Origin of the sequence: Bradyrhizobium sp. dw_411 (assembly GCF_018449695.1) — a bacterium.
In the GTDB taxonomy this organism is placed as follows: Bacteria; Pseudomonadota; Alphaproteobacteria; order Rhizobiales; family Xanthobacteraceae; genus Bradyrhizobium.
In genome coordinates this window covers 73,000-97,158 of record NZ_JAAVUY010000006.1, presented here as the reverse complement: position 1 = coordinate 97,158, position 24,159 = coordinate 73,000, and the positions used below count along the sequence as shown (strand labels likewise).

The 24,159-nt window shown below is 61.0% G+C and carries 20 protein-coding genes; 11 read left to right on the top strand and 9 right to left on the bottom strand.

Annotated elements, in window-relative coordinates:
- The first annotated feature begins 292 nt into the window (after positions 1–292).
- The 4 genes from HB676_RS11680 (at position 293) to HB676_RS11665 (ending at position 4,302) form a co-directional block, all read left to right on the top strand.
- Entirely contained in the window at positions 293–1,720 is a 1,428-nt protein-coding gene (locus tag HB676_RS11680; RefSeq protein ID WP_213737949.1) for a DUF1254 domain-containing protein, read from the top strand.
- A 601-nt stretch (positions 1,721–2,321) separates the two neighbouring features.
- Positions 2,322–2,498, top strand: a complete 177-nt coding sequence (locus HB676_RS11675; protein WP_213737948.1) for a hypothetical protein — start codon at positions 2,322–2,324, stop codon at positions 2,496–2,498.
- Between the two features lie 366 nt (positions 2,499–2,864).
- Positions 2,865–3,269, top strand: coding sequence for a DUF1330 domain-containing protein (locus HB676_RS11670; protein ID WP_213737947.1), 405 nt, complete (start codon positions 2,865–2,867; stop codon positions 3,267–3,269).
- Positions 3,270–3,546: 277 nt separating this feature from the next.
- Complete coding sequence (locus HB676_RS11665) at positions 3,547–4,302, top strand: ThuA domain-containing protein (protein ID WP_213737946.1); 756 nt, start codon at positions 3,547–3,549, stop codon at positions 4,300–4,302.
- 533 nt (positions 4,303–4,835) lie between these two features.
- Here the strand turns inward: HB676_RS11665 and HB676_RS11660 are convergent.
- The 4 genes from HB676_RS11660 to HB676_RS11645 form a co-directional block, all read right to left on the bottom strand.
- A complete protein-coding gene (locus tag HB676_RS11660) occupies positions 4,836–6,353 on the bottom strand; it encodes a calcium-binding protein (RefSeq protein WP_249780196.1) in 1,518 nt (505 codons plus the stop codon).
- A 651-nt stretch (positions 6,354–7,004) separates the two neighbouring features.
- Positions 7,005–7,691 (bottom strand): glutathione S-transferase N-terminal domain-containing protein, encoded by a 687-nt coding sequence (locus HB676_RS11655; RefSeq protein WP_213737945.1) that lies wholly within the window; start codon positions 7,689–7,691, stop codon positions 7,005–7,007.
- Between the two features lie 771 nt (positions 7,692–8,462).
- A complete protein-coding gene (locus HB676_RS34065; protein ID WP_275944933.1) occupies positions 8,463–8,597 on the bottom strand; it encodes a hypothetical protein in 135 nt (44 codons plus the stop codon).
- Between the two features lie 86 nt (positions 8,598–8,683).
- Positions 8,684–9,817 (bottom strand): site-specific DNA-methyltransferase, encoded by a 1,134-nt coding sequence (locus tag HB676_RS11645; RefSeq protein WP_213737944.1) that lies wholly within the window; start codon positions 9,815–9,817, stop codon positions 8,684–8,686.
- A gap of 270 nt (positions 9,818–10,087) precedes the next feature.
- Here HB676_RS11645 and HB676_RS11640 point away from each other — a divergent pair, with 270 nt between their 5' ends.
- Positions 10,088–11,026 (top strand): neutral zinc metallopeptidase, encoded by a 939-nt coding sequence (locus tag HB676_RS11640; protein ID WP_213737943.1) that lies wholly within the window; start codon positions 10,088–10,090, stop codon positions 11,024–11,026.
- A 75-nt stretch (positions 11,027–11,101) separates the two neighbouring features.
- Positions 11,102–11,680 (top strand): molybdenum cofactor biosynthesis protein B, encoded by a 579-nt coding sequence (gene moaB, locus HB676_RS11635; RefSeq protein ID WP_213737942.1) that lies wholly within the window; start codon positions 11,102–11,104, stop codon positions 11,678–11,680.
- Positions 11,681–11,829: 149 nt separating this feature from the next.
- Here the strand turns inward: moaB and HB676_RS11630 are convergent, their stop codons facing one another.
- From HB676_RS11630 to HB676_RS11615, 4 genes are all read right to left on the bottom strand, one after another.
- Complete coding sequence (locus tag HB676_RS11630) at positions 11,830–12,750, bottom strand: helix-turn-helix domain-containing GNAT family N-acetyltransferase (protein ID WP_213737941.1); 921 nt, start codon at positions 12,748–12,750, stop codon at positions 11,830–11,832.
- Positions 12,751–12,811: 61 nt separating this feature from the next.
- Complete coding sequence (locus HB676_RS11625) at positions 12,812–13,381, bottom strand: glycosyltransferase (protein ID WP_213737940.1); 570 nt, start codon at positions 13,379–13,381, stop codon at positions 12,812–12,814.
- 161 nt (positions 13,382–13,542) lie between these two features.
- A complete protein-coding gene (locus HB676_RS11620; RefSeq protein WP_213737939.1) occupies positions 13,543–15,192 on the bottom strand; it encodes a PEP/pyruvate-binding domain-containing protein in 1,650 nt (549 codons plus the stop codon).
- A gap of 14 nt (positions 15,193–15,206) precedes the next feature.
- Entirely contained in the window at positions 15,207–17,135 is a 1,929-nt protein-coding gene (locus HB676_RS11615; RefSeq protein WP_213737938.1) for a hypothetical protein, read from the bottom strand.
- A gap of 195 nt (positions 17,136–17,330) precedes the next feature.
- Here HB676_RS11615 and HB676_RS11610 point away from each other — a divergent pair, with 195 nt between their 5' ends.
- From HB676_RS11610 to HB676_RS11595, 4 genes are all read left to right on the top strand, one after another.
- The gene (locus tag HB676_RS11610) at positions 17,331–18,494 is read left to right on the top strand and encodes a PA0069 family radical SAM protein (RefSeq protein ID WP_213737937.1); all 1,164 of its coding nucleotides are present in this window, start codon (positions 17,331–17,333) and stop codon (positions 18,492–18,494) included.
- A gap of 14 nt (positions 18,495–18,508) precedes the next feature.
- A complete protein-coding gene (locus HB676_RS11605) occupies positions 18,509–18,964 on the top strand; it encodes a VOC family protein (protein WP_213737936.1) in 456 nt (151 codons plus the stop codon).
- 113 nt (positions 18,965–19,077) lie between these two features.
- Complete coding sequence (locus HB676_RS11600) at positions 19,078–19,821, top strand: ribonuclease HII (protein WP_213737935.1); 744 nt, start codon at positions 19,078–19,080, stop codon at positions 19,819–19,821.
- Positions 19,822–19,980: 159 nt separating this feature from the next.
- Positions 19,981–21,489, top strand: coding sequence for a glycosyltransferase family 39 protein (locus HB676_RS11595; protein WP_213737934.1), 1,509 nt, complete (start codon positions 19,981–19,983; stop codon positions 21,487–21,489).
- Positions 21,490–21,501: 12 nt separating this feature from the next.
- Here HB676_RS11595 and HB676_RS11590 read toward each other — a convergent pair whose 3' ends face one another.
- Positions 21,502–22,335, bottom strand: coding sequence for a uracil-DNA glycosylase (locus tag HB676_RS11590; protein ID WP_213737933.1), 834 nt, complete (start codon positions 22,333–22,335; stop codon positions 21,502–21,504).
- Positions 22,336–22,480: 145 nt separating this feature from the next.
- On the opposite strand from HB676_RS11590, the gene HB676_RS11585 reads away from it, so the two are divergent.
- A complete protein-coding gene (locus tag HB676_RS11585; protein ID WP_213737932.1) occupies positions 22,481–24,139 on the top strand; it encodes an electron transfer flavoprotein-ubiquinone oxidoreductase in 1,659 nt (552 codons plus the stop codon).
- Positions 24,140–24,159 lie beyond the last annotated feature (20 nt).

Sequence of the window (24,159 nt, the reverse complement as noted above, 5' to 3'; positions counted from 1 at the left end):
GAAACATATTCAATTCGGAACGTGATCTGAAAGCCCCGGCATCGTCCGGGGCTTTTTCGTGCGATGCAAAGATTTGCGAGAGAGCCGCGACAATCTTGACCGACGTTGCTTTTGCTTTCGGTACCGCATTGCATCAAAGCGGACATTGACGCGGATCATGCGACGGTAAACCGCAGCGTGACAGCTTGCTTGGCAGCGAGCGGTAATTGCAAACTGCCCAGGCGTTTCTTGCAGCCGGTACTCTGCTGCATCGTTATCCCGACGAGCTATCAGTGGCAAAAGGGGAAGAAGCATGATCAAAAATATAGCGGCCTTGGTGCTGGGCCTTTTTTGTTCGGTCCTCTCAATCGGCGTCGCACAAGCGGAGAGCGCCATTACCGAACAGGAGGCGCAATCCATCGCGACCGATGCGTATGTCTATCTCTATCCGCTCGTGACGATGGACATCACGCGCAAACAGCTTACGAACCACGTCCCCGCCCCGGGGGTTTTCGGCGGCCCGATGAACACGTTCGTTAACGTCGAAGCGTTTCCACCGGCAGACTTCAAGGTTGTGGTGCGTTCCAATTTTGACACGCTGTATTCCAGCGCCTTTCTGGATTTGACCAGGGAACCCGTCGTTGTTTCGGCGCCCGATACCAACGGCCGTTACTATCTGCTCCCGATGCTTGATATGTGGTCAGACGTATTCGCGTCTCCCGGCTGGCGAACGACCGGCACCCAGGCGAGCAATTTCCTCGTCACGCCGAAAGGTTGGAGTGGCGCGGTTCCGGCGGGGCTGACCCAAATCGAAGCCCCGACACCGTATGTCTGGATCATTGGTCGCACCAAGACGGACGGGCCGCCGGATTACGATGCGGTTCACAAAATCCAGGCCGGCTACAAGATCGCGCCGCTTTCCGAGTGGGGCAAGCCGCCCAAACCGGTCGAGGTCAAGCTCGATCCGAGCATCGATATGAAGACGCCACCGAAGACGCAGGTCGATACCATGACGGCCGGCCAATACTTTGCCTATGCGGCCGAACTGATGAAAATCCAGACGCCGCACATTACCGATCAACCGATCATCGCACGGATGAAGCGCATCGGCATCGAGCCCGGCAAGAGTTTCGACATCGGCAAGGTCGATCCGGCCGTAAGAAAGGCGCTGGAAGACGCGCCGGCAGCGGCGCAGAAGCTAATGGAATGGAAGGTGGCAACGCTCGCCCGCGTCGTGAACCATTGGTCTATGAATACCGACACCATGGGTGTCTACGGCAATTATTATCTCAAGCGTGCAATAGTCGCGCAGCTTGGCCTGGGCGCGAACCTGCCTGAGGATGCGATCTACCCGCTGAACCTCGCCGACGAAAATGGTGTCCCGCTCGACGGCGCCAACAAGTACAGTATCCACTTCGACAAGGCCGCTACCCCTCCGGTAAATGCGTTCTGGTCGTTCACGCTTTATGATTCTCAGGGCTTTCAGGTAGCGAATAGCCTGAATCGCTTTGCGGTGAGCAGTTGGATGCCATTCAAATACAACCCGGACGGCTCACTGGACCTTTACTTCCAGAACGAGAGTCCGGGGAAGGACAAGGAGGTGAACTGGCTTCCCGCGCCGAAGGGGCCGTTCAACCTGACCATGCGTCTCTACAGTCCGAAGTCGGAGGTGCTCACCGGCAGATGGAACCCGCCATCTATCGTAAAAATGCAGAGCGTGCCGAGCCTGGCGGCTCAGTGATGTCACGCCATGCCGCGCGTCGGCACTTTCCCGACTGGAGATCCGCGCGCGGCCATGTCCGCTCACCAAGTAAAAGCAGACCAGGGCAGGGCGCGATGCTCGACAGAAACCAGAACGGCGCTCGCCGTTTCCTGATCAGGGCCGGAGCTTGATCAGGAGCAAAATAGAGAAAGAGATTCTCGTTTATCGCTTCCGGGAGGGGCTAAGTTGGTCCATGCCTAACTGATGAGGCCCATAAGCCGCTCCCGGAACGTTGTTCGTATGTTAGCCGCTACGCCGGTACCCGAACATTGCAGCGGCGGTCACTGCGGCAAATCTTGCAGGTGGAGTCATTTTGCCTCCTTCTGCCTTGGCCAACAAAATCGTTGGCACAAATAAAGCTGTGCAGTGCCATCCAGTCTGTCAAGCGTTCGCAACGCTGCGGGCATGACGATACGACAGCAGCTCTCACTCATTTTCTGAATTTCTTTTGACCCCGAAAAGTACTGGAGCGGTCCTCGACTTCCGGTTTTTGACCCGGAACGGACCTGGTCAAGCGAACCCACAGTTGCCGACGATCTGCACAACGCGTACCGTCGCCGATATCGACGTAAGGAACCCAATGACTGATCGAGAAAAGATTCTAATTGCCCTTCGCGAAAAGCCTCTGAAGGTTTTCGAGATCATGAAGCGCGTGAACATAAAGCATCAGGACGACTGCCAATCTCTCCTGTTGAAGATGCGTGACGACGGCGCGGTGAAGTTCGATATTCACAAGGGACATTGGCTCGCTGCCTGACTATGAAGCGGAAGGGCATACCGGAGAAAGGTTTGGGATCACCTGCTCCGTTGGCATGCATAATGCGCTATCGTTTGCTCGGAATGTCTGCTGTTGGGCGCCAGGCGGAAGCGGCGTATTCGCGCCGCCACTTCCGAGTTTGCCCCGGAACGGACGTAGGCATGAATGCGATAACGGTGTAGCTTTCCCGTGGTCAAGCGTTTGGCTTGTCACGAGCTGCCCATAAAACGGGGAAGCGCCGAATTCCCCGCTTATGACAACTGGCAGCCCATGCCGTCGGCAGGCACTATTTGCAAATCCAACTCTCTGCCCGCACACATTTACGTGTGGCGCATTCATATCAAGCAATGATCAGGGAGATGCGCTGTGAAAACAAAATATACAGTTGCTTTGTCGATGCTCGCCGGAATCGCGGTGGGCGCCGTCGCTATCCAGGGACTACATGCTCAAACCAAACCGCCTGTTTATCTCGTCACTGAAATCGATGTGACGAACCCGGAGGCTTACGGAAAAGAGTTTGCCCCAAAGGCTCAGGCATCCATTAAAGCGGCGGGCGGCCGTCAGATCGCTATCGGCGGAGCCGGTGGCGCGGGCGCCAAGGAAGTGAAAACGATTTCCGGTGCGGCTGCGCCCAGACGGGCCGTAATTCAGCAGTGGGATAGCATGGACGCGCTAATGGCTTGGTACAATGGTGCTGAGTATCAGGCCGCACTCAAGATTGGCGAGAAGTATGCGACCTTCCGCAGATACGCCGTCGAGGGCAATCAATAATCAGTTGTTCATCACACCGACTTGACGAAGGGCCGTCCTGGTTTGGCGGCCTCTTTCGTTTCAAACTGATGGCACATAGCCGACATGGCGATCCTGGCATCTGATGTCCGCTATGGAGGTAAGAGCTGACTGGGATGGGGTGGTCTCCGACTTCCGCAAATGACCTTTCTGAGACGTTGGCCGCCGCTCAACGGCCAAGGTCTCGATGCGGATTTCCACCCTAACACAGTACTGACTTAAACTGTTAAGATGCCATTTCCTGAACCTGAGGTTGGACATGAAGCGACGCGAGTTCATCGCGCTCCTCGGCAGCGCGACAGTGATCCGACCGCTCGGCGCGCGTGCAGAGCGCCCGCTAGAACGCATCCTCTATTTCACGTACTCGGCCGGCTACCGGCATGACGTTATACCGCTTTCCAAGGCAATCCTGACGCAGCTTGGAAGGAATGCCGACGTATTTGAGGTCACCGCAACGGAAGACACGTCTGAATTTTCGGCCGAAAACCTCAAGCGCTTTGCCGCGGTGATGTTCTACACTACCGGAGAGCTTCCGATGAGCGGCGCCCAAAAGACAGCTCTTCTCAACTTTGTGCGCTCGGGCGGTGGGTTCCTCGGTGTTCATTCGGCCACCGACACATTCTACACTTGGCCGGACTATCTTGATCTGGTGGGCGGGTACTTTAATGGTCATCCTTGGCATCAGGCCGTGACTATCGAGGTAGCTGATCCTGACGATCCACTGGTAACGTTTCTCGGGAGTTCGTTGCAAATCGAGGACGAGATCTATCAGATTAGCGACTTCGACTATCGCGGATCACACGTGCTCCTGCGCCTCGACCAAGATTCGGTGGACCTTAGCAAGAGCGGCGTGCATCAACGATTTTATGGTTGGCCGCTCGCCTGGACCCGATTTTACGGCCAGGGGCGCGTATTCTATACAGCGCTCGGCCACGAAGCGTCAGTCTGGCAGGACGCCCGCTACCAGCGAATCCTCACGAACGCAATCCTCTGGTCCATGCGAAGGTCACCCTAGGAGTCAAAAGACGTCGCCTTGCGGTTCTAGTCGGCCGCACCGACGAGATCTTCGAAACTCGGACCTGCACCAGTTGCAAGTCCTACGCACACGCTTGAACCGCTCAATTGATAAAACGAACGGCAAGCATGAGCCGGTCACGGTTTGTCGGCGGAGTAGCGCGATGGGAGCATGAGGAATCCTGAACGAAGCCGGTCCCCGCAGGACCTTCGATAGTGATTTCGCTTTCTATTCTTAATTGCTTCCGCACACTCGATTCGCTTGCGGATGCCGATCCGAGAAGCATGCGAAGCGGGTTGCGATTGTGTGAACGCTTCATCAATGACGTGCCCTCCAGAGTTGCGATCGGTATCGGCCATATAGAAGTTGGCGTACACGAAATTGTATCCGCCGACGTCATAATGGTAATCGAGGACGTTTTGATGCTTGAGCCGCCGTGGGGTACTAGCTGAATATCTTCGTGACTATAACCGCCACACACCCCAGACCGCCGGGTCATCTCCGGCGGTCTGTCTGCTCGCCAGGAATCGAGTTCAGGCAAACAGGAAATCATGCTGCGTCAGCGCGACCTGGCTGTGCACGACGACATCATTGCCCGAACTGAACGTGATAGTACTGTCGTGCGTGGTCGGATCAAACGCTGAGATGTGAACTTGACTGAAGTTCTCGATGCCGAGGGCGCGGACATCGATATGGTCGGTGCCCAAAATTGACGAGCCGGCACATTCATTGGCCTGACCGAAATCCTCGATCTTGTCGTGGCCGTTGCCGAAGTTGAAGACGAAGGTGTCGTTGCCGCCTCTGGCGTTGCCCGAGATGAACTGCGCGTCACCCCACATGTCATCATTTCCAGTGCCGCTGACCAGCTTGTCGTTACCGCCGACGGCCCGGCCTGACATGCTCTGGGCATCGCCGACCAGCGTGTTGTCGAAGGTGCCGGCCGGCGCCGGGGTGGCGTCGTCACCGCCGATGAGCTTGTCGTTGCCGCCGTGAGCATTGCCGGACATCGCGAGCGCATCGCCATACGCCAGGTTTATGCCATGCGTACCCGCCGGTGCGCCGCCCTTGAAGGTGTCATTGCCACCCTGGGCGAAACCGGACATGGTCCCGCCGGCGTCGCCGTAGAAGGTGTTTCGGCCTCCGCTGGCCGTAAAGCTGTCGTTTCCGCCGGTGGCCCGGTCGGTCATGTTGCCGCCGGCGTCGCCATAGAAGGTGTTCTCGTAGTCGAACGAAGAACTGATTGTCGCAAACGTGTCGTTGCCGCCATGGGCACTGCCCGACATGCCGCCGCCGGCATCGCCATAGAAGAAATTGAAGGCGTTCGGGCCGCTCACCGTCATGGTGTCGTTTCCGCCCATGGCGTGGTCGGACATGCTGCCGCCAGCGTCGCCGTAGAAAGTGTTGTTGTTTTCCGAACCACCGAGCGCAGCGAAGGTATCATTGCCGCCGATCGCGTGGCCTGACATGTTGCCACCGGCATCGCCGTAGAACGTTCGGTCCGAGATTGCCACGTTCCCGGTGAACATGTCGTCGCCGCCATGGGCATTGCCCGACATGTCGCCGCCGGCATCGCCATAAAATGTGGCACGCGCCGTGCCTATGCCGGATAGGCGAGTCACATTGAAGGTATCGTCGCCACCTACGGCGTGCTCGGTCATGTTGTCGCCAGCATCGCCATAGAACGTGACCTGCGTCAGCGACATGTTAGCCGGGCTCGCATTCGCCTTGTCATCGCCGCCGTGCGCGTTTCCGGTCATGTTTGCGAGAGCGTCGCCGTAGAACGTGCTGTCGCTGTAGGCGAGATCCGTGAAAGTGTCCTTGCCGCCGAGGGCATGATCGAGCATGTTCTGGCCGGCATCCCCTACGAAGGTGTTGATCGAATTCGCGCCGCCGGTGAATGTGTCGTTCCCGCCGACGGCATGATCTAGGATGTCGCGGCCGGCATCGCCGATAAGAAAGTTGGTCGAGTTCGCAATGCCGGCCAAGACGTCGTTAGTACCGGCCTGATGGTCAAATAGATCGCCTTGGGTAATCGGAATCCGCTTCGCCATAAGGGTTCTCCAATTTAAAATATTAAATGACCCCAAGGTAATTTAATCGTAATTAATCACAATTGATAGATTTAAAGTAATTAATTAAATCGGACCCGGAATTTCAAAAGAAGCTACTTGAAACTGAGATGAACCAAGCTGGACCTGGGTCGGCAAGGACTAAGCTTTTAGAAAAGCTCCGTCAGCTTGATCTCGCTGCGCACATCAACGAGTGGCTTTCATCGCCGGGACCCCGCACACCACGGGAGCATTCAAGAAATGGAGGGCCGCCAGTCGGCAGCCTCTTTCATGTCGGTAAGCCGAGTATTCGCACCTGATCCTCCGCCGCCTGATTCGACGGGCTGCACTAGCAGATCAGAAGTTAATCCCTTGCCCTGGCCCTGTCCGGTCACTGGCACCAGCGCGGCTTTCATCCGGAGGGAAATAGCCTCGCGACTTCCGTTCATGGCACATTTCAGACATGGCGCAATGTTCGACTTGAGTTGTTATGCGCACCAAGGCGGACATCCGCCGACCGCTCTGAGTTACGGGGGGGCACACTCCATTCTCATCATGCTCCAGGCCTCGTGCTACGCGATGATTGAAACGAGAACGGCGCCCGCGAAGGGCGCCGTTTCGTGATCAGGGCCGGAGTTTGGCCATGCCGCCGTATCAGGCCGCTTTGGTCTTGAGGTGGCCGAACATGATGTTCCTGGCTTCCTCGTCCATCTCGGTCTTGAAGGTGAACTTGTCCTTGTAGGTGATCGCGCGCGCAGCGGCCGGCCGGGCCGAGATTTCGTCGAGCAGCCGCTTCACATTCGGATATTTTGCAAAGACGTCGTCGCCGAGCACGTAGGGCGCCATCCGCGCCCAGCCCCAGAACGCCATATCGACGACGGTGTAGGTATCGCCGACCATGTAGCGGCTCTTGGCAAGATGCGCGTCGAGCACCTTGTAATGGCGATGCGCTTCGTACTGATAGCGGTTATGCGCGTATTCCAGGTCCTTTGGCGCGGCGTGCTTGAAATGCACCGCCTGTCCCGAATACGGCCCAAGTCCGGTCGCGATGAACATCAGCCACGACAACGTGTCGGCGCGATTCTTGGGTGTGCTGGGAGCGAGGAACTTGCCGGTCTTCTCGGCGAGGTAAAGCAGGATGGCATTGCTGTCGAACACGAACACGCCGTCGTCGTCGATCGCCGGCACCTTGCCGTTCGGATTTACTTTGAGAAATTCCGGCTTGAACTGATCGCCCTTGCGGGTGTCGACCGGGATCAGCTCGCAGGGAAGGCCGGTTTCTTCCAGAAACAGCGCGACCTTGGTGGGGTTCGGCGCACCGTTGAAGTAGAATTTGAGCATTCAAATCTCCCTTGTTGTTTGTTGCCGAGAAAAATCGGGATGTCGGGACTTGGCGACAATGCCACGGACGATATGTCCATGCTAAAATTCCGGCCGATACGCAACAGATGAGTTTGTGAGGGGGCTATGCCGGAAAGAAATGACTGTTGGTGCGAATTCCCAATGACAAAGCCGTAGGGTGGGCAAAGCGAAGCGTGCCCACCATTCTGACGTGGACCGCAAAATGGCGGGCACGGCGCAAGCGTGCCTTTGCCCACCCTACGATCGTGCACTACCCGACGGGCAAATCACGTCGACTTCCGCCAAATCAAAGTCCAGCCCCTTCGTGAAAAATATTCTGATTTTCCGAAGACCCAAATCAATTCTATAACTCACGCCGTCTCGTCCCATCTGAGGGGCGGCTCGCGATCGTCACGGACGCGGGACGGGATGCGGTGGACGTGGATGGTGCTTCTGACGAGGGCACTTGGCGCGGACGGTGAAGTCGTGTGGTCCTGACGCCTCGACGCTGGCGTCAAGTCTCGCGGAAGTATCCGCGAGGCGACGGTGGCAAAAGAGCCCGATCACCGGGGAGAGCGCGAAGTAAGCCGTAAACCATTGCGCGGGGAATGCCGGGTGATTCCGGTGTGACCTGACTAACGCGTGTGCTTTTTTACTACCAATTCGCACACGCGGCTGCGGGCGCATCGGGCGCCCGGCATTCCCTGCGCCCTCTGAAGGGAGGGCGGGAAGTTGCACTTATATAATTCGGGCGCTCTGCGTCGCGATCACTCACTCGTCATGCCCGGACTTGATCCGGGCATCCATCAATTTTCGCGAGAATTTTTTGAGGGGATGGATTGCCGGGTCAAGCCCGGCAATGACGAACTTGGCGAGAGTAGGGTGGGCAAAGCGAAGCGTGCCCACCAACCAATCTCTCGTCGATTATCTGAAGCGTGGTGGGCACGGCGCAAGCGCCTTTGCCCACCCTACAATTTCGGAGCTAGAAATTCTCAGCCCGCCGCCATGCCGGAGCGGATTTCGGCGCGCAGTTCGTCGATCAGCCGCAGGCCCTTCTTGGTCTCGATGTGCCAGAAGGTCCAGCCGTTGCAGGCACCGGACCCCTGCGCGACCGCGCCCATTCGGTGGATCGAGCCGACCTTGTCGCCGAGCATGATGGCGCCGTCGGCGCGAACGAGGGCGCCGTGACGCTTTTTGGAATCGACCAGTTTGGTGCCCGGCGAAATCATGCCGCGCTCGATCAGTTCGGAGAACGCCACGCGCGGCGCATCGCGCGCGGTCATGAACGGGGCCAATGTGGCTTCGGGCAGCGGCTCGATCGCCGCGATGCGTTCTTCGGCTGCGGCCGCATAGGTCTTGTCGCGCTCGAAGCCGATGTAGCGGCGGCCGAGACGTTTTGCCACAGCGCCCGTGGTGCCGGTGCCGTTGAACGGATCGATCACGAGATCGCCCGGCTTCGACGACGACAGCAGCACCCGCGCCAGCAGGCCTTCGGGCTTTTGCGTGGGGTGAACCTTCTTGCCGTCGTTGCCCTTGAGGCGTTCGTCGCCGGTGCACAACGGGATCAGCCAGTCGGAACGCGCCTGCACGTCCTCGTTGGCGGCCTTGAGCGCTTCGTAATTGAACGTGTAGCCCTTGGCTTTTTCGTCGCGCGCGGCCCAGATCATGGTTTCATGGGCGTTGGTGAAGCGCCGGCCGCGAAAATTCGGCATCGGATTGGTCTTGCGCCACACAATATCGTTGAGGACCCAGAAGCCGAGGTCCTGCATGATGGCGCCGACGCGGAAAATATTGTGATAGGAGCCGATCACCCACAGGGTTGCCGACGGTTTCATGACGCGACGGCAGGCCAGCAGCCAGGCGCGGGTGAAATCGTCATAGGCGGCGAACGACGAGAACTTGTCCCAGTCATTATTCACGGCGTCGACGTGGGATTCGTCGGGCCGCTTGAGATCGCCCTTGAGCTGCAGATTGTACGGCGGATCTGCAAACACCAGATCGACCGAACCGGACGGCAGCTTCGACATCTCGGCGACGCAATCGCCAACGATGATACGGGTACTCGGATCGGACTCATATTGAGTGCGGGGCGCCCTTGCAGACGCCCCGCGACGCGACACAACCATGACTCAATTACTCTGACTCAGGCGACGCTGTCGGCGACGCGGGACTAAACAACCGACTGGCGATACATTGCCGCGGCAAAGTAAAAATCGACTTAACCGGGCAATTCTTTCTCGCTAGGCAATTTTTACCGGGCGGGGTATTGATTAACGGAATGGAAATTCCCGCCGCGCGCGATCTCGGCGAGGCTGCTGCGGAAGTAAGTTGGCGATCAAGCTGACAAGCAAGTCGGCGAGTATGCTGGCAAGAAACTGGAATGAGGAAAGACGATCATGCGTTACGATGATTTTCGCCGCAGTGACGACGTCGAAGACCGCCGCGATGACAGCAGCGGCGGAATGGGCGGCGGCGGCGGTTTTGGTCTGCCGATGGGCGGTGGCGGCCTCGGCATCGGCACCATCATCGTGCTCGGCCTTGTCGGTTATGCCTTCGGCATCGATCCGCGCATTCTGATCGGCGGCGCGGAGATTCTCACCGGCGGCAATAGCCAGGCGCCGACCTATCAGACCGATCGCAGATCATCGCCGGCCAAGACCGGCGCGCCGACCGACGAGATGGGCAACATGATCGCCGGTATTCTCGGCGAGATCGACGATCGCTGGAGCGAGATTTTCCAGGCTTCGGGACAGACCTATGTGGGTCCGAAGATCGTGCTGTTTCGCAATGCCACCAACGGCGGAAGCTGCGGCCAGGCGCAGGCGGCGATGGGGCCATTCTATTGCCCGCCGGAAAAGCGGATTTTTCTCGATACCGGATTCTTCCGTCAGGTCGAGACGCGGTTTCACGGCTGTTCGGGCAATGCGTGTAAATTCACCGCGGCCTATATCATCGCCCATGAAGCAGGCCATCACGTCCAGAACCTGCTTGGTATCCTGCCTCGGGTGACGCGGCTGCAGCAGCAATCCGGCAGCAAGGCCGAATCCAATGCGCTGCAGGTGAAGATCGAGTTGCAGGCGGATTGCCTGTCCGGGGTGTGGGTCAACCGCGAGGAAAAGAAGCGGCCCGGCTTCCTTGAGGCGGGCGATATCGATGCCGCGCTGACGACGGCGTCCGCGATCGGCGACGATACGCTGCAGCGTCAGGCCACCGGGCGCGTGGTGCCGGATTCCTTCACCCATGGCTCCGCCGCGCAACGCAAGCAATGGTTCATGACCGGCTATCAGCAGGGCACGGTCCAGGCCTGCAACACTTTCGGTGCAGGAGCGTTGTAATCTTGCCGCGCGTGCCCCGGATTTGCGCGGCGTGAAGAACGCGGCACCCTGTCCGGGACACGAGGAATAAGCGCCATGTCTTCCATTGAAAAGTCGTCGATCGATGAGACCAAAGCCTTCGTTCCGCTCAACATCGCGGTGCTGACGATTTCGGACACCCGCTCGCTGGCGGACGACAAGTCCGGCACCACGCTGGCAGACCGGCTGGTCGCGGCCGGCCATGCGCTCGCGGCGCGCGAGATCATCGTCGACGATGTCGATGCGATCCGGATTATCGTCAAACGATGGATTGCGGATGAGGGCGTCGATGCCATCATTACCACGGGCGGCACGGGTTTTACCGGCCGCGACGTGACGCCGGAGGCGATCGAGCCGCTGTTCGAAAAGCGGATGGATGGTTTCTCGATCGCGTTTCACATGCTGAGCTACGCCAAGATCGGCGCCTCGACGGTGCAGAGCCGCGCCACCGCGGGGGTCGCGGGCGCGACCTTCATCTTCTGCCTGCCGGGATCGCCGGGCGCCTGCCGCGACGGCTGGGACGGCATTCTCGCCCATCAGCTCGATTACCGCACGCGCCCCTGTAATTTCGTCGAGATCATGCCGCGGCTCGACGAACATCTGCGCCGGCCGAAGGCGCAAGGTGCGTCAGTGTGAACGATGCCGAACGATTCTTTTCAGCAAAGCCCACAAAGCATACCCTGCGTTCACCCAGGCTTCTTCGCGGAGTCGATGAGCTCGCCGCTTGTAGAAGGCCATGATCTGCGGCGTGATGCGGCGCGGGAGTTTTTCGCGCCGCGTCAGCATTACAGCTCAAGCTCCCAGGTCTCGCCGATCAGGCTTTGGCCAAAACTGCGATGCGGCTCGGTCGCGACCAGCTTGAATCCAGCGTCTTGATAAATCTTTCGCGCAGCGATCAGGATGCTCTGCGTCCACAGCGTGATCTTGCGATAGCCGCAAGCTCTGGCGAACCCGATGCATTCAGCGACCAGCCGCTGGCCGAGGCCTTGACCGCGCCCTTTGGGATCGACCAGCAGCAACCGCAGCTTGGCGACATCGTCGCTCTGCCGGACCAGAAACGCCGAGCCGACTTGATTGCCATCGATATCGGCGATCCAGCAGCGCTCGCGCGAGGCATCGAACGAGCCCAGGAATTTGGCCGTGATCTCCGCCACCAGGGCTTCGAACGAGGAATCGAAACCATATTCGCTGGCATAGAGCGCGCCATGGCTCTGCACGATCCATCCGATGTCGCCCGGGTGCGGTTCGCGCAACACCGCTTGAGGCCGTGCGTTCGGTTGCGTGCCGAGCAGCCGTTCGATCGTGCCCATCGCCTCGATCAGGCGTTGGCTGTCGCCGGGGGCAAGGGCGGCGAGCATGGCGGCGACGTCGTCATGCGAACTGCGGCTGACTTTTGCGAAGGCCTGACGGCCCTTGGCGGTGAGGCTGAGCTGATATTGCCGCCGATCCGTCGGCAGGGGTTTCCGGGTAATCAGCCCGGACTCGTCGAAATTCTGGACGATCCGGCTGAGGTAGCCGGGATCGAGCCCCAGTTCGATGCCGATTTCTTTTGCGGACAAGTTTTCGCGGGTGGCGAGTTCGTACAGCACCCGCGCCTCGCTCAGCGAGAACGGGCTCTTTAGAAGTTGCTGGTCAAGAACGCCTAGCTTGCGGGTGTAAAAGCGGTTGAAGGCCCGCACCGCTGATATCTGTTCGTCCGGATCCATGGCTCACCTCGATACTTGCCATTGTCAAACAATTATTTGACTTTGGCAAGTATCTGGCTGCTCAGGCCACGATGATCCGGCTGCGCAGCAGCGTGCGGGATGAGCGGCCGAGCTGGCGCAGCAATTTGGCCTCGGAGCGGCGGGCATCCGGCAGATAGCCGCCGAGCCGGTCGTAGTGATCGCGGGCGATCAACAGTCCCTGGTCCGCCGATGGCCCCGCAATCATCCGGGCCACGAATTTGAAGCCGTCGCGCAGCCGGGTTTCGGAATAGGGCGAGCGGGCGTAACGGAAGATGCCGGCGCGGGGACGGTCGCTGTCCGAGACGCGCTGGATGAATTGCGCGGTCTCATCGATCCAACCGGAGTCCAGCACCGCGCCGGCATGCAGGAACATCAGCCAGGGCGAGCGGGCCTGGCGGGCGCCGGCTGCGAGTGCGGCGGCATGCGAACCCTCAAACGCCAGAAAGCGGCAGCCAGCGACATCGGCCACGCGCTCGATGACATCCGTGCCGGCTCGATCGATCAGCAGCACCTCGCGGATCAGGCCGGCTGCGGCCCCCGGCACCAGCGCCGCAAGCGTCGCGACGGTTGGCTGCTCGGCTCCTTCGGTCGGAATGATCACGCTCAGCATGGATGGCTCTTCGACGCCTCAAACAAGGGGAAAACACGGCACTGTTATCACCTTGTCACACTCAAATCAGCCTGCCCGGCTGCAGCTTTTTGCGGCAATTGAGCGGAGCCGCGCGTTCGCGGGCGTGGGCGATCCACGCCCGTCTACGGCGCCGAGACGGGCTATCCGTGGGGGGCTCCATGAACCTGACGGTGCCCGGGGGATTTTGGCTTGTGATGGTTATGGACGCTGTCGTGGACCTCGGATCGCCAGGCCGCGATTTCCGCCAGCTCCTGCTCGGGCCGCGTCGCCACGGTTTCGCGTCGCCCCAGATAGAGGTTGCCGCTGTCGCCATCGATGGTGATCCAATCGCTTCCCGAGACAGTCGTGTCCGCAAGCCGCGCACGGTCGGCCGCGACGTCGACCGTCATCCCGCTGCATCCGACGATGCAGGGTTTTCCCATCTGGCGCGCGACGAGTGCGGCATGGGCGGTGCGCGCGCCAACCGACGTCACGATGCCGGCGGCGATGGCAAAGCCCGCGACATCGGCCGTACTGGTATCAGGGCGCATCAAGATCACAGGGTCTCCAGCCGCCGCCAGCCGCTGAGCGCTTTCCGCGGAGAATGCGGCGCGTCCCGCGGCGATGCCGCCTGATGCGCCGATGCCAGCGATGACCGGCTGCTCGGCCGACACCAGGGAGACCTGGACAAGGGCGTCAAGATCGATGCCGGTCACTTGCTGGAGCGCTTGCTGGCGCGTGATCAGCTCTTCATGGACGAGGTCAATCGCGATCCGCAATGCCGCGCGCGGCGTCCGTTTGGCGGAGCGCGTCTGAAGAATCCACAATTTGCCGTCCTCGATCGTAAACTCGACGTCCTGAACGTCGCCGAATTCCGTTTCGAGCCGTTTGAGAATCTCACGGAGCTCGACCGCGATCGACGGCAGGGAGCGGGCGATGGTCTGTTCCGTATCGGGTGTGCGGCGACCGGAGACGACATCTTCGCCCTGAGCGTCGAGCACCAGATCGATCATCGGCTGTGGCAGCCCGGTCGAGGGATCGCGCGAAAACGCCACGCCGGAGCCGGAGGAAAGCCCACCATTGCCGAATACCATGGACTGAACCGTGACCGCGGTGCCGCGGAGATCATCGAGTTTCTCGAGACGGCGGTAGGTCTGTGCCCGCTCGCTCATCCACGACCGATAGACCGCCCTCGCGGCCTGTTCGAGCTGGGTCGTCGCATCCTCGAGCCAGCCGTCGTCGCGATCTTCGATCAAGGCCTGTTCGTCCCCGGCGAGACGTTCGAGCGCCTCGCTGTCCAATTCACGATCGCTGGCGACGCCTTCGCTGCCGGTCAACTCGGCAAGGCGCGCGGCGAATGGTTCGGGGGTGAGGCCCAGTACCGTCTCGACGTAGCTCTCGAGAAAGCGCCGCCGGCAGTCCCACGCCAGCCGTGGTCGCCCGGTCAACCGGATCAGACCCTGCACCGCGGTCGATGTGCAACCGACGTTCAGTACGGTATCCAGCATGCCCGGCATCGATCGCGCCGCTCCTGAGCGGACCGATACCAGCAGCGGTTGCCGGCGGTCGCCGAACCGCTTTCCGGTCGAATGCTCCAGAAATTCGATGCCTTCCTTCAATCCCTCGCGCAGACGGTGTTCCGCATGTGCATCGTGCCCGATGATGTCGGCGCAAAGCTTGACCGGGAGAACAAAGGCCGGCGGTACCGGCAGACCCAAAGCCGCCATCCGCGCCAGATTCGCGGCTTTGGCGCCGATGGCGTCAGCGGAATGTAGCTCGGTCGATCTGCCGCCGATACGCACGATATGCATTGGCTAAATCCTTCCTAGGTCGATAAATCGGCCATGATGTGCCGTCGCAGCAAATGTCCGAATCCAGCCAGCCGGTCAGTTGCTCGCTCGATGGCGCGGGCGAGTTCAAGAACGCAGAGCGATGTCGCCACATCGAACCCGCCGGCAAATACCCGCGCCGTAACATCGCGTTCCCGCATATCCGCGGCGTGCTCGGCGTCAATCAGACGAACCACGGCAGCCAGCGCGTCTTCTGAATCGGCGCGGCGTCCCTCCGGAACCTCGACAGCGGCGGCCAGCCCGGAAGCTGCGGCTTCGGTCGCTATCATGGCGACAGCGCACAATTCGGCCAGCGCCGACACCAGCGCTGGATCGATCCCGGCCGGCGCCAGCGAAGCAATGAAAGCGGCCTGTTCCAGTTCATCGACGGATTCTTCGACCCGGTCGACGAGCTGTTCGATGATCGAGCCGGCGTTGAGCCGGGCGGCCTCCTTGCGCGCTTCGAGCGCAATGCGATCTGCCTTGCGTTCGATCTGGCCGGCACGGGCTGCGAGCAATTTGCCGTCCGCCGGACGGCCCGCCTGCAGCGTGACAATATGCTGGGAGATTGCGGCGGCGAGGTCGTGGGCCAGTCCAACCTGGCGGATGACGACAGCGAGCAGCGCGCTGTCGACGCGCTTCAGGTGTCTGATCAGGTCCGCTTCAATCTGGTCGCGGACCAGCCTGGTCGATTGCCCGGTCCTGAGTGCTTCGGTTGAGACGTGGATCGCGGTTTTGAGGAAATCAATCGCGGCGTTGCGTCCAAGCGCCTGATCCAGACGCTCACCGAAGCCGATCGGTGCCGGCGCTGCATTGCGCACCGCGGCGCCGATCAATTCATTGCCGCCAAGCTCAAGGAAGGCGCGGTGCCCGAAGCGCTGTCGGGCGGCCCATTCGAGAATGCGCGCCGCGTCGTCTTTCGTGAGCCAGCTGCGCAACAATTTGCGCGCCTTGTTCCAGTCGATCAGGAAGACCAGCGTGGCGCCGAGCGAGGTCAGGAAGGCGTTACGATCACCAGGGTTCTCGGCCTCATACTGCCCGGTGACGAGAAAGAAGGCGCTGTCGTCGCCGAGACCCTCCGCCGTCTGGCGATCGAGCCCACTCCATCTGACTCGAAATTTGTCGAACATGGCGATGAAGAATTTCGCGCGCGCCCGATGCACGTCCGTATAAGTAAGGGTCACGATATTTTTCGTGACCGCGATTACCACCACGTGAGCGTCGGTGGTTCCGATATCGTTCTGAATCAGCAGCCGGTCGCCGGACCGGGTCGCCATCGTCTCGAGGCCCGGATGGTTGAATTTCAAGGCACGGGTCTCGTTGACCCCCTGCATGAAACTCTCCACCGCCTCCCGGTCTTCGGAGTGCAAACCAAAAACGTGGGCGCCCGCCACGATTTCCTCGGAACAGTCCGCGGCCAGCCGGTTGAGCGCCTTGTGTAAATCCATCACCAGCCGATGCAGGCTGTCGGCGCCGTCCTGCGCCACGCCGGTCAGTTTGGCGACGCGCGAGATTTCGATCTCGTTCGAAGCCTCGAGCGAGCCGGCAGTACGGATCGCCGCGAGCCTTCTATTCATGGTTTCGCCCTCGGACGGTTGGCCAGCGGCCACGGCCCGGATCATTGCCGTGACGTCGTCGTGGACTTCCTTCATCAGCCTCGCGAGATTGGGCGCGGCTATCCGGCCGTCACCGGCAAGATGGGCGCCATCGATCAGGGTCGCGAGTGTGACGGGTGCAATGCCGGCAGCGCGGCATTCGACCTGTAAATCGGTGACCGGATGATTGGGCTGTTGCGCATGATGCACCGCTGTCTGCAGCGCGCTCATGCGAACCTTGATCCGGTCATTGGCGGCAAGTCCCTCCGCAATCAGCGACGGCAACAGAATGTCGGACTGCCCGAGCTGCTCGATGATTTGAGATTTCATGGTCTGCCAATCAAAATGAGTGGCAGGAATAATGCTCTCCTTGGCGACAGGTCGATTGCGCCAGATCATTCATGGAAACGTCATAAAGGCCGCAATCGGCGCGGCGAACCGGTCACAAATCGCCGGGGCGCATTTCGGCGGTGGATGACTCAATCATGTTCTTGATTTGTTCCTATCGTGTGCTATGTACAGACCATGAGCCGAGCATCCTCACATGCCCTCAAGCACCCGCCGGTCACGGCGCCCTCCGAGCCGGCGGGTGCATCTTCTCCTTTTCCCGAATTGGCGGTCGCGATCGATCGCGAACGGCGGCGCGGCCGCGGCGCCCAATCCAACGACAGCGGCCGCTTCGAGGCCGAAGCCCGCGTCGCATTCGACGACGGCTGGCAGAGTCTCGACGAATTGCCGCCGTTCAAGACCACGGTCGCGCTCGATACCGCGCGCAAGGTGATCTCCCGGAACGAGTCGCCCGATATCGGCTTTGACCGCTCGATCAATCCCTACCGGGGCTGCGAGCATGGCTGTGTCTACTGCTTTGCGCGGCCGACTCACGCCTATCTCGGGCTGTCGCCGGGGCTGGACTTCGAATCCAAATTATTCGCCAAGCCGGACGCGCCGGCGCTTCTGGAAAAGGAACTGGCGGCGCAGGGTTACGAACCCCGCATGATCGCGATCGGCACCAATACCGATCCCTACCAGCCGATCGAGCGCGAGCGGAAGATCATGCGCGGCATTCTCGAAGTGCTGGAGCGGGCTTCGCACCCGGTCGGCATCGTTACCAAGTCGGCACTGGTGACGCGCGATATCGATATTCTGGCGCGGATGGCCAAGCGCAATCTCGCCAAGGTGGCGCTGTCGGTGACGACGCTCGATCCACAGCTCGCGCGGACGATGGAGCCGCGCGCCTCGACGCCGGCAAAACGGCTCGAAGCGTTGCGGCAATTATCCGAAGCCGGAATTCCAACCACGGTGATGGTCGCGCCGGTCATCCCGGCACTCAACGATTCCGAGATCGAGCGCATTCTCGATGCGGCGGCGCATGCCGGCGTCAAGGAAGCGAGCTACGTGCTGCTGCGGCTGCCGCTGGAAGTGCGCGATCTCTTCCGCGAATGGCTGATGGCGAATTATCCCGATCGCTACCGCCACGTCTTCACGCTGATCCGCGACATGCGCGGGGGCCGCGATTATGATTCACAATGGGGAACCCGCATGAAGGGGACCGGACCGATGGCCTGGATGATCGGACGCCGGTTCGAAATCGCCTGCGAAAAGCTCGGGCTCAACAAGCGGCGCTCGAAACTGACCACGGATCATTTCGCAAGGCCCAAGCGGAGCGGCCAACAATTGAGTTTGTTCTAGCGTGGGATTAACAGATGAACGAGAAGCCGCCTCAACCGGTCGCGCGACTGACCATGGTGACGCTCGGCGTCAGCAACATGCGCGCCAGCATCGCGTTTTATGAAGCGCTCGGCTTTGCGCGAAAATTCAAGGCAACTGGCGAGCTCGTCGCGTTCTTCGAGACCGGCGGCGCTGCTATCGGGCTGTTCCCGTGGGACGAACTGGCGCATGACGTCACACTTCCCGGCCAACCGCGGCCGCGGGCCTTTCGCGGGATGACATTGGCCTGGAACTGCCGCACCCCAGAAGAGGTCGATGTGGTGCTGGATTTTGCGATCTCAAAAGGCGCGTCGCTGCTCAAGCCCGCGCAAACGACCGATTACGGCGGCTATTCCGGGTATTTCGCCGATCCCGATAACCATCCCTGGGAAGTCGTGGTCGCGCCCGGTATCGAGGTGGGCGAGGATCGGCGGGTTCATTTGCCGGACTGAGCCGCCGCAATGCGCGGTCGGTATTTCTCTCGACCAGGAAATGGCGCCGTGAACAACGGGCATAGCTAAATTTTCCCGTTGTGCGGGGACGGTTGCATGCGCACCATCCCGGCATGATTCGCGAAAAATCCAAAAAAGATCCGGCCAAACTGCCGAAGGGCGTAATCGCGGTCGCGCGGCCGAGCTTTCGCCGTGAGCGCGCGCTGATCAAGCGCGGCGTCTGGCCGGTAGCCGGCTGCGATGAGGCCGGACGCGGTCCATTGGCCGGGCCGGTGGTTGCCGCGGCCGTGGTGCTCGATCCCAAGCGGATTCCCAAAGGCATCGACGATTCCAAACGGCTGTCGGCAGAACGCCGCGAGGAACTGTTCGAGGAAATTTGCGCAACCGCGTCATTTGCGGTCGCCTTCGCGTCTCCGGCGCGGATCGAGCGTGACAATATTTTGCGCGCGTCGCTGTGGGCGCTTAAGCGTGCCGTGCATGCCTTGCCTGAAATGCCCAAACACGTGTTCGTCGATGGCCGCGACCGGCTCGATACGTCCTGCGATTGCGACGCTGTGATCGGCGGCGACGGGCTGGTGCTCTCGATCGCGGCGGCCTCGATCATCGCCAAAGTGTCGCGCGACCGGCTTATGTGCAAATTGGCGCAGGATTGCCCCGGTTATGGTTTCGAGACCCACAAGGGCTATGGCGTGCCCGAGCATCTCGCCGCGCTGAACCGCCTCGGCCCCACGGTGCATCACCGCCGCTACTTTGCGCCTGTCGTGGCCGCACGGGAAAAACATCGGCCGGGGACGGTCGAAACCGCGATTACCGCGATGGAAACGCAGCTCGATTTCGAGATTCCGGCCGGCATGTGAGGCAGTTGCCTCAGTGGCTCACGCGCTTTATTACCGTTGCCGTTACCTCGACCAGGGCAAAACGTTGGTCCTCATCCCTGTGACACGACGCAGACGTCGTTGCTCCGGATGGGAAACGTTGCTGCCGGTCAGTTCGTGTCAAAGTGATCCAGCCGCCTCATGCGTTTCACCTCCCTGATTGTCGAACTGATTCGCGCCCGGCCGCGGCTGATCGTCTGGATCGTGGTGTTGCTCCAGGCGGGGCTGTGGCTGATCCTGCCGATGCTGCTTTATCGAAGCCCGCCCGGCGATCTGGCCATGGTGCTGGCCTATGGCCGGGAATATCAGGTCGGGACAGATTTGGGCCCGCCGCTGGCATTCTGGCTTGCCGACATCGCGTTTCGGGCCGCGGGCAATCACATCTTTGGCGTTTATCTGCTGGCGCAGCTGTGTTCGGTCGCGACGTTCTGGGCGCTTTTTCTGCTGGCGCGCGCGGTGGTCGGCGGACAACAGGCGGTGCTCGCGGTGTTGCTGACGATGACGGTGGTGGCGTTCAGCTCCCCCGGCGTTGAATTCGGGCCCCTCGTGCTGGCGCGCCCGCTGTGGTCGCTGTTGTTACTGCATTCCTGGCAGATCATCGGCCAGAACCGGCGCAACGCTTGGTTCGCGTGGTCGATCGAAGCCGGATTGCTGCTGTTGACCACGCCTGCCGCGATCGGCCTCTTGATACTGGTCGCCGGATTTGCGCTCGCCACCGCACGCGGACGGCGCGTGTTGACGTCGTTCGATCCGCTGTTCGCATTGTTGGTGATTCTCGTGCTGGCGCTGCCCTATATTATATGGCTGATCCGCGCCGATACGCTGGCGCTGCCGCATTGGCCTGATGTCGCTGATCTCAGCGCAAGGGCACTGCGCTGGGGCTGGCTGCTCGGCGGCCTGCTGCTCGCAATATCCGGCATCATCGCTCTGGTGATATTCAACTCTGGCTGGTTCATCCGCAACCCGGAAGACGCGCCGATCATTTTCCGGCCGCCGGTGGCGCCGCTGGCGCGCAATTTCGTCTATTTCTTTGCCATCGCTCCCGCGCTGGCGGGAAGTCTGATCTCCGGCCTGTTGAATCTTGACCGTGTCGTCGGCGGTGCCGGCATCGTGTTGTTAATGTCGGGACTGGCCGCGATTGTTGCGACCGGCGATTTGGTGCAACTGCGGCGCCAGCGCGTGTTGCGCACGATCTGGGCCGCGGCCATCGTTGCGCCCGCGCTTGCGGTCATTGCGGCGACGCTCTTGCTGCCCTGGACCGGAACCGGCGAAGTCGCGACGTCGCTGCCCGCGAGTGCGATGGGGCGTTTCTTCGATGACAGCTTTGTGCGGCGGACCAGCCAGCGGCTCCGCGCGGTGAGCGGCGATGCCGAGTTGGCGAGCTTGATCACGCTGGATTCGGCGCGCCCGCATCTGTTTCTCGCCGCGGAGCCGCAACGCACACCATGGCTGAATGCGGCCAAGTTCAATGAGACCGGCGGGGTTGTGGTGTGGCGCGCCTCCGACACCGCCGGCACGCCGCCACCCGATATCGCCAAGCAATTTCCCGGCCTGGTGCCCGAAGTGCCGCGGGCGTTCGAATGGCTGGTGAATGGCCGCCAGCCGCTGTTGCGGGTCGGCTGGGCCATTGTGCGGCCCAAAACGCCTTAATTTCGAGATGCCTTAAGAAGGCGCCTGCTCCAGCGCTTTGGCGATGGCGCGCAGGTCCTGCCACGACATGCGCTTGTAGGATGGCGAGCGCAGCAGATAGGCCGGGTGGAAGGTCGCGATTGCCTTGATCACGCGCGTGCCGGTGTCGTAGTCGAACCAGCGCCCGCGGGTTTTCATGATGCCTTCGCGCGTCGACAGCAGCGTCTGGGTCGAGGGATTGCCCAGCGTCACCAGCACATCCGGATTGACCAGTTCGATGTGCCGCTGGATGAAGGGCAGGCAGATCTGCGTTTCCTGCGGTGTCGGCGTGCGGTTGCCCGGCGGCCGCCACGCAATCACATTGGAGATGTAGGCGCTGGAGCGGTCGAGCCCGATTGCGGCGATCATTCTATCCAGCAACTTGCCCGAACGTCCGACGAAAGGCAGGCCCTCGATGTCTTCCTCGCGTCCTGGCGCCTCGCCGACAAACATCACGCGCGCCTGCGGGTTGCCGTCGCCGAACACCATGCGCGTGGCGGTGAACTTCAGCGCACAGCCGTCGAAACTTTCCAGCAAGGCCCGCAACGCCTCGAGCGACGGCGCGGTCCGCGCGGCTTCCCGCGCCGCTGCGATCGCGGCTTCCGGCGGTGGCGCGACCTCGCCACGCGAGGCCGGGGCGGCCGCGGAAGCCGGCATTGCCGCGGGGAGTGCTCTCTGGGACTTCGGAGCATCGACTTGCTGGGCTACAGGCGCGAGTTCGGGATCGGAGAGCCGGTTGACCGGTTCTTCCGTCAGCGCACAGTCGACCCCGGCCTCCAGATAAAAGGTCAGCAACTGCCGGAGCGTGGGGGCGGGATCAGGCGTCATGGCGCGATATCAGGAGCATCGGGCTATTCTAGTGCGGACCGCACCGCAGCGAAACGCATAACTGCACATTCCATGGTTGTTCTTGGTCCAAAAATCGGAAACAAACCATCCTCGGAAACGTTCTAAACCGGGCTGAGACCAGATCATGAGCACCGAAGAATTGCCGCCACGCGAATCCATGGAGTTCGACGTCGTGATCGTCGGCGCCGGACCGTCCGGCCTTGCGGCCGCGATCCGGCTGAAGCAGCTCAACGCCGATCTATCGATCGTGGTGGTCGAGAAGGGCTCCGAAGTCGGCGCGCATATTCTGTCCGGCGCGGTGATCGATCCCGTGTCGCTCGATAAACTCATTCCGGATTGGCGTGAAGACGCCGAGTGTCCGCTGAAGGCACAGGTCCAGGTCGACAAGTTCTACTGGATGACTGAGAGTTCGGCGATTTCGCTGCCTAATTTCATGATGCCGCCGCTGATGGACAACCATCATTGTTTTATCGGCTCGCTGGGCAGTGTCTGCCGCTGGCTGGCGCCAAAGGCTGAGGCGCTCGGCGTCGAAATCTATCCGGGCTTTGCGGCAGCCGAAGTGCTCTACGACGAGAGCGGCGCAGTGCGCGGCATCGCGACCGGCGATATGGGAATCGCCAAGGACGGCTCGCACAAGGATTCGTTCACCCGCGGCATGGAATTGCTCGGCAAGTACACGCTGTTCGCCGAAGGCGCGCGCGGCAGCCTGACCAAGCAACTGATCGCGAAGTTTTCGCTCGATGCCAAGAGCGAGCCGCCGAAATTCGGCATCGGCCTCAAGGAGGTCTGGCAGATCGATCCGGCCAAGCACCAAAAAGGTCTGATCCAGCATTCGTTCGGCTGGCCGCTGAACAATTCGACCGGCGGTGGCTCCTTCCTTTATCATTACGACGATAATCTGGTCGCGATCGGCTTTGTCGTGCATCTCAATTACGACGACCCTTATCTGTCGCCGTTCGATGAATTCCAGCGCTTCAAGACTCATCCGGCGATCCGCACGCTGTTCGAGGGCGGCAAGCGGCTGGCCTATGGCGCGCGCGCGATCACCGAGGGCGGCTATCAGTCGGTGCCGCGCCTGAGCTTTGCCGGCGGCGCGCTGATCGGCTGCGCCGCGGGCTTTGTAAACGTGCCGCGCATCAAGGGCGTGCATAACGCGATGGGGAGCGGCATGCTGGTGGCCGAACACGTCGTCGCCGCGCTCAAGGCCGGCCGCGCCAATGATGAATTGGTCGACTACGAGAATGCGTGGCGGGATTCGCCTGTCGGCAAGGACCTGCACCGGGTCCGCAACGTCAAGCCGCTATGGTCGAAATTCGGCACGATCATCGGCGTGGCGCTTGGCGGCATCGATATGTGGTGCAACACGCTCGGCTTCTCGCTGTTCGGAACGCAGTCGCATGCCAAGCCCGACCGCAAGACGCTCGATCCGGCCAAGGCGCATGCGCCGATCGCGCCGCCGAAGCCTGACGGCAAGCTCACCTTCGACAAGCTCTCGTCGGTGTTCCTCTCCAATACCAACCACGAAGAGGATCAGCCGGTTCATCTGAAGGTCGCTGACCTCAATCTGCAAAAGACTTCCGAGCACGATGTCTTTGCCGGCCCGTCGAACCGCTATTGCCCGGCCGGTGTTTATGAATGGGTCGAGGAGACCGCGGGGCCGCGCTACCAGATCAACGCCCAGAATTGCGTCCATTGCAAAACCTGCGACGTCAAGGACCCGAACGGCAACATCACCTGGGTTCCACCGGAGGGCGGTGGCGGGCCTAATTACGAGGCGATGTAACCACGATTGCGTGAGCCGTC

Excerpts from the sequence above, each read along its gene's own strand:
- HB676_RS11680 (WP_213737949.1), top strand. The coding sequence starts at position 293 with ATGATCAAAAATATAGCGGCCTTGGTGCTGGGCCTTTTTTGTTCGGTC.
- HB676_RS11675 (WP_213737948.1), top strand. The coding sequence starts at position 2,322 with ATGACTGATCGAGAAAAGATTCTAATTGCCCTTCGCGAAAAGCCTCTG.
- HB676_RS11665 (WP_213737946.1), top strand. The coding sequence starts at position 3,547 with ATGAAGCGACGCGAGTTCATCGCGCTCCTCGGCAGCGCGACAGTGATC.
- HB676_RS11660 (WP_249780196.1), bottom strand. The coding sequence starts at position 6,353 with ATGGCGAAGCGGATTCCGATTACCCAAGGCGATCTATTTGACCATCAG.
- HB676_RS11655 (WP_213737945.1), bottom strand. The coding sequence starts at position 7,691 with ATGCTCAAATTCTACTTCAACGGTGCGCCGAACCCCACCAAGGTCGCG.
- HB676_RS11645 (WP_213737944.1), bottom strand. The coding sequence starts at position 9,817 with ATGGTTGTGTCGCGTCGCGGGGCGTCTGCAAGGGCGCCCCGCACTCAA.
- HB676_RS11640 (WP_213737943.1), top strand. The coding sequence starts at position 10,088 with ATGCGTTACGATGATTTTCGCCGCAGTGACGACGTCGAAGACCGCCGC.
- moaB (WP_213737942.1), top strand. The coding sequence starts at position 11,102 with ATGTCTTCCATTGAAAAGTCGTCGATCGATGAGACCAAAGCCTTCGTT.
- HB676_RS11630 (WP_213737941.1), bottom strand. The coding sequence starts at position 12,750 with ATGGATCCGGACGAACAGATATCAGCGGTGCGGGCCTTCAACCGCTTT.
- HB676_RS11625 (WP_213737940.1), bottom strand. The coding sequence starts at position 13,381 with ATGCTGAGCGTGATCATTCCGACCGAAGGAGCCGAGCAGCCAACCGTC.
- HB676_RS11620 (WP_213737939.1), bottom strand. The coding sequence starts at position 15,192 with ATGCATATCGTGCGTATCGGCGGCAGATCGACCGAGCTACATTCCGCT.
- HB676_RS11615 (WP_213737938.1), bottom strand. The coding sequence starts at position 17,135 with ATGAAATCTCAAATCATCGAGCAGCTCGGGCAGTCCGACATTCTGTTG.
- HB676_RS11610 (WP_213737937.1), top strand. The coding sequence starts at position 17,331 with ATGAGCCGAGCATCCTCACATGCCCTCAAGCACCCGCCGGTCACGGCG.
- HB676_RS11605 (WP_213737936.1), top strand. The coding sequence starts at position 18,509 with ATGAACGAGAAGCCGCCTCAACCGGTCGCGCGACTGACCATGGTGACG.
- HB676_RS11600 (WP_213737935.1), top strand. The coding sequence starts at position 19,078 with ATGATTCGCGAAAAATCCAAAAAAGATCCGGCCAAACTGCCGAAGGGC.
- HB676_RS11595 (WP_213737934.1), top strand. The coding sequence starts at position 19,981 with ATGCGTTTCACCTCCCTGATTGTCGAACTGATTCGCGCCCGGCCGCGG.
- HB676_RS11590 (WP_213737933.1), bottom strand. The coding sequence starts at position 22,335 with ATGACGCCTGATCCCGCCCCCACGCTCCGGCAGTTGCTGACCTTTTAT.
- HB676_RS11585 (WP_213737932.1), top strand. The coding sequence starts at position 22,481 with ATGAGCACCGAAGAATTGCCGCCACGCGAATCCATGGAGTTCGACGTC.